The 4,840-nt window shown below is 65.7% G+C and carries 6 protein-coding genes; 4 read left to right on the top strand and 2 right to left on the bottom strand.

Annotated features, from left to right (window positions below):
• Positions 1-4 precede the first annotated feature (4 nt).
• Positions 5-301: a 30S ribosomal protein S20 gene (gene rpsT, locus P3W97_RS03410; RefSeq protein ID WP_300843797.1), complete on the top strand. Its 297-nt coding sequence runs from the start codon at positions 5-7 to the stop codon at positions 299-301.
• 161 nt (positions 302-462) lie between these two features.
• Here rpsT and P3W97_RS03405 read toward each other — a convergent pair whose 3' ends face one another.
• Positions 463-783: a DUF3579 domain-containing protein gene (locus P3W97_RS03405; RefSeq protein ID WP_300843795.1), complete on the bottom strand. Its 321-nt coding sequence runs from the start codon at positions 781-783 to the stop codon at positions 463-465.
• Between the two features lie 223 nt (positions 784-1,006).
• Between P3W97_RS03405 and P3W97_RS03400 the strand changes: the two genes are divergently transcribed.
• Genes P3W97_RS03400 through P3W97_RS03390 form a run of 3 tightly spaced genes read left to right on the top strand, consistent with a single transcriptional unit; the run spans position 1,007 to position 3,483 of the window.
• Positions 1,007-2,212 (top strand): aspartate aminotransferase family protein, encoded by a 1,206-nt coding sequence (locus tag P3W97_RS03400; protein ID WP_300843794.1) that lies wholly within the window; start codon positions 1,007-1,009, stop codon positions 2,210-2,212.
• Positions 2,209-3,153: an ornithine carbamoyltransferase gene (gene argF, locus P3W97_RS03395; protein ID WP_300843792.1), complete on the top strand. Its 945-nt coding sequence runs from the start codon at positions 2,209-2,211 to the stop codon at positions 3,151-3,153. Before P3W97_RS03400 ends, argF begins: the two co-directional genes overlap by 4 nt.
• Positions 3,154-3,171: 18 nt before the next feature.
• Positions 3,172-3,483, top strand: coding sequence for a YkgJ family cysteine cluster protein (locus P3W97_RS03390; protein WP_300843790.1), 312 nt, complete (start codon positions 3,172-3,174; stop codon positions 3,481-3,483).
• Here the strand turns inward: P3W97_RS03390 and pap are convergent.
• On the bottom strand, positions 3,469-4,840 hold a 1,372-nt coding region (gene pap, locus P3W97_RS03385; protein ID WP_300843788.1), incomplete at its 5' end, for a polyphosphate:AMP phosphotransferase. The two genes, P3W97_RS03390 and pap, sit on opposite strands and share 15 nt — an antisense overlap.

Raw genomic sequence — 4,840 nt, 5'->3', positions numbered from 1 at the left:
ACCCATGGCAACCAAGTCGAAGAAATCGCCGCGCCTGGCCTCTGGCCGCAAGCGCGCGCGCCAAGACGTCAAGATCAACGCCCACAACGCATCGCTGCGCTCGCGGTACCGCACGGCTGTCAAGAAGGTGGAAAAAGCCGTCGCCGCTGGCGACAAGGCCAAGGCTACCGAACTCTTTGCCCAAATGCAGTCGATCGTCGACTCCATCGCGGACAAGGGCATCTTCCACAAAAACAAGGCTGCTCGCGACAAGAGCCGCCTGTCGGCCAAAGTCAAGTCCCTGGCCGTTGCGTCCGCTTAAACGGCGGACACCCTCTCGCCCGGGCCCTGCCGGCAGCCAGCCGGCTGCAATGCCCGCCTTGGAACGGGTGCGCTGCCAGCAAACCCCTCCCGACGCCGCCGCGGCCAACGCCCGGCGGCGTTTTCATTGGCGCGACGACCAGAACACGGCAGCGGCGCGGCTTAGCCAGCCGGCGGATCGGGCAGCAAACAGGCCTCGGTCATGACCAGGTCGTTGTCGCGCGCAAACCCCATCACAAAATCCCATGCCCGCTCGTCATAGTCGCGCAGCGCGCGATTGACGACGACGCACTTGACGCCGTTGATGACCGTGGGAACCACCCACGGCGAGTAGCACAAGTGGGCACCATGCCCTTGCGCTGCATGGGGATGAAATGGACGCATCACGCCGGCCAAGCGCTCGGCCCAATCCCTGGGGCGGAACTTGCGGCCACTGCGCGTGACCCCCTGAATGAAGATCTCTTGGGCGTTGGGCGTGACCATCGCGTGGATGGCCGCGGCCGGTAGGCGCGCGGCAGCAGGGTGAGCGGGTGGACGGCCCCGAATACGGAGCGACTGTGGCGCGAGGATCGCCCGGCCACCCAAAAATTATATCTTATATAAGACCTCACCAGACCAACCGCCGACTCTGCCGCATCGGCGGGCAGGCCCTAGAATCACCTTTATTCAGGTTGTCCCTGCCGAACGGCCTTTTTGCTGGATGCCCATGAACGCCTCCCCTGCCCCGACCGAGCCGCATGTGATGTCCACCTACGGACGTGTTCCGATTGTGCTGACGCACGGGCGCGGTTGTCGGGTGTGGGATGCGCAAGGTCGCGAGTATCTCGACGCGTTGGCGGGCATCGCAGTCAACACCCTGGGCTATGCCCATCCGCGGCTGGTGCGTGCACTGCAGGACCAGGTGGCGCAACTCATCCACATCAGCAACTACTATCATCACCCCTGGACCGAGCCGCTGGCCGCCGCGTTGTGCGAGCGCTCTGGATTGGATAAGGTATTTTTCTGCTCCAGCGGGCTGGAAGCCAATGAGGCCGCGCTCAAGCTCGCGCGAAAATTCGGCCACGACAAGGGTATCGCCCGGCCCGAGATCGTGGTGTATGAGCGCGCTTTCCACGGCCGCTCCATCGCCACGTTGTCAGCCACCGGAAACCCCAAAGTGCAGGCCGGCTTCGAGCCACTGGTGGACGGCTTCATCCGCGTGCCGATCAACGATCTGGATGCGCTCAAACGCGCCACCGACGGCAACCCGAATGTGGTTGCGGTGTTCTTCGAGGCCATCCAAGGCGAAGGCGGCGTACATCCACTGGAGCCTGAGTACATCGCCGGCGTGCGCGCCCTGTGCGATGAGCGCGACTGGCTGCTGATGATCGACGAGGTGCAGTGCGGGATGGGCCGCACCGGCAAGTGGTTTGCGCACCAGTGGGCCGGTATTCGGCCCGATGTGATGCCACTGGCCAAGGGGCTGGGCTCGGGCGTGCCGATCGGCGCGGTGGTGGCCGGTCCGCGCGCAGCCCAGATCTTTCAACCCGGCAACCACGGCACGACCTTTGGCGGCAACCCACTGGCCACGCGCGCGGGGCTGGAGACCATTCGCATCATGGAGGACGAGGGCCTGCTGGACAACGCGGCCGCCGTCGGGACACATCTGCACACGCAGCTCTGGGCCGAACTGCATGGCCTGCCCGGTGTGCGTGAGGTGCGCGGCAAGGGCCTGATGATTGGCGTGGAGCTCGACCGCCCCTGCGGCGCGCTGGTCAACCGCTGCGCCCAGGTCGGACTGCTGCTGTCCGTGACCGCCGAGCGGGTGATTCGCCTCGTGCCGCCGCTGATCTTGTCGCGCGCCGAAGCCGACGAAATCGTCGCCAAGCTGGTGCCGCAGGTGCGCGTCTTTCTGAACGAGACCTCCGTATGAAGCACTATCTGCAATTCAAAGATCTGGACGCAGAGGAATACACCTATCTGTTCGAGCGCGCGGACTTCATCAAGCGCAAGTTCAAGGCCGTCGAAAAATACCAGCCCTTCGCCGATCCGGATCGCACGCTGGCGATGATCTTCGAGAAGGCCAGCACGCGCACGCGCGTCAGCTTCGAGGCTGGCATGTACCAAATGGGCGGCTCGGTGGTGCATCTGACCACGGGCGACAGCCAACTCGGCCGCAGCGAGCCGATCGAGGACACCGCGCGCGTCATCAGCCGCATGGTCGATCTGGTGATGATTCGCACCTTCGAGCAAAGCAAGATCGAGCGCTTTGCCGCGCACTCGCGCGTGCCGGTCATCAACGGCCTGACCAACGAGTTCCACCCGTGCCAGATTCTGGCGGACCTGTTCACCTGGCTGGAGCAGCGCGGCCGGCGCGCCGATGGCACGCTGGATCCGGGTGCGCTGCGCGGCATCACGGTGGCCTGGGTGGGCGACGGCAATAACATGGCCAACACCTGGCTACAGGCAGCCCAGGTCCTGGGCTTTCGCGTGCACATCAGCACCCCGCGCGGCTACGAAGTCGACCCCATCGTGGCTGGGGTGCCGCGCGGCGATTTCTGGCAGGTGTTCGACGACCCGATGGCCGCCTGCCGTGGGGCCGACCTCGTCACCACCGACGTGTGGACCAGCATGGGCTACGAAGCCGAAAACGCAGTGCGCCAGCAAGCGTTTGCCGCCTGGCGCGTCACGCCGTCCATGATGGCGCAAGCCAAACCCGAGGCCCTCTTCATGCATTGCCTGCCCGCTCACCGTGGCGAGGAAGTGGACGCCGAAGTCATCGACGGCCCGCAATCGGTCGTCTGGGACGAGGCGGAAAATCGCATGCATGTGCAAAAAGCCTTGATGGAGTATCTGCTGCTTGGTCGGCTGTGAATGCAGGCTGGGAGTGGGATGAGCGAGTGCCGACGTTGCGGCGCATGCTGCGCCTGGTTTCGGGTCGATTTCTCGGTGTACGAGACGCAGGACGGGGGCGGCCAAGTCCCGGACGGGTTGACCGTGCCCGTGACCGGCATCACCGTGCGCATGCGCGGCACCGACCATTGGCCCCCGCGCTGCATCGCCCTGACGGGGAGGGTGGGCGAGCAGGTGGCCTGCGGCATCTACGAGTGGCGGCCATCACCCTGCCGTGAATTCGCCGAGGGCAGCGACGCCTGCGCGCGCGCGCGGGCACGCCACGGCCTGCACCCGCTACCGCTCGCGTAATCGAGGTTTACTTGCCTCCCCTTGCGCCAACGCCTGCTCGATGCGGCGGCACAGGGTGCGCAACACTTCCACGCGCGACCAGAGTTTGTCATCCGAAGCCACCAGGTGCCAGGGCGCGACCAGGGTCGAGGTGCGGTCCACCATGTCTTGCACCGCCCGCTCGTACTGCGGCCATTTGTCGCGGTTGCGCCAATCCTCCGGGGTGATCTTGAACTGCTTGTGGGGCGTGGCCTCGCGCTCGCGAAAGCGGCGCAACTGCTCCTGCGGCGTGATGGCCAGCCAGAACTTGACAATGATCACACCCGCTTCGGTCAACTCCTCTTCGTAGGCGTTGATCTCGCCATAGGCGCGCATCCAGTCGGCCTCGGCGCAAAAGCCCTCCACCCGCTCCACCAGCACCCGGCCGTACCAGGATCGGTCGAAGATGACCGCGCGGCCATGCGGCGGGATGTAGCGCCAAAACCGCCACAGATAGGGTTGGGCGCGCTCGTTCTCGTTGGGGGCGGCGATGGGCACCACGCGGTAAAAGCGCGCATCCCAGGCCGCGGTCAGACGCCGGATGGTGCTGCCCTTGCCCGCGGCATCCATGCCTTCGAACACCACCACCAGCGAGCGGCCGCGCAGGCGCGGATCGCGGCTCAATCCGTTGAGCCGGCCCTGCCAGCGCTCCAGCAAGCGTTCGTACCGCTCGCGCGTCAGCCGTCGCCCGTAGTCTTGTGCCTTCAGCAGGGTCACGTCATCCCCCGGCATCTCGATCACGCTGGCCGGCAGCGGCCCCTGGGGCGGCACGGGCGGCACCGGCATCACCGCATGGCGCAGCACCGACAACAAGTGCCGCCCTGCGGTCAAATGCCGATAGGCCTCGTCGCTGCCTTCGATGACGATCCAGGGCGCCTCGCCCAGGCTGGTCTTGCGCAGCGCCTCGTCGCTGGCTTCGATGAAGTCGTCGTAGCGTTTGAGGTGGGCCTTTTCCTGCGGTCCGATGCGCCATGCCGTGCGGGGGTCGGACGCCAGCGCCTTCAGGCGCGCCTTGGCCGCTTGCCTAGACAGGTGAAACCAGAACTTGACCAACACCACGCCCTCGGCAACCAACATCCGTTCAAACTGGCGGATGCGCTCGAGCCGGTGCGCAAAATGGTCGCGGCTGTCGCGCCCTTCGACCCGCGCCAGAACCGGATCGGTGTACCACGAGCCAAAAAATATCGCAATGCGCCCTTTGGGCGGCAACACCTGCCAAAACCGCCACATCTCGGGCCAGCGACGCTCTTCAGCGGTCATGGCGCCAAACGCCTCGGTCCGTATGTGCCGCGGATCCATCCAGGCGTTGAGGGTGTTGACCGTCTCGCTGCGCCCGGCT

Source organism: Tepidimonas sp., from assembly GCF_029335975.1.
Lineage (GTDB): Bacteria > Pseudomonadota > Gammaproteobacteria > Burkholderiales > Burkholderiaceae_C > Tepidimonas.
Note: the sequence above shows the minus strand (reverse complement) of the source record. Positions and strands in the feature narration are given on the sequence as shown.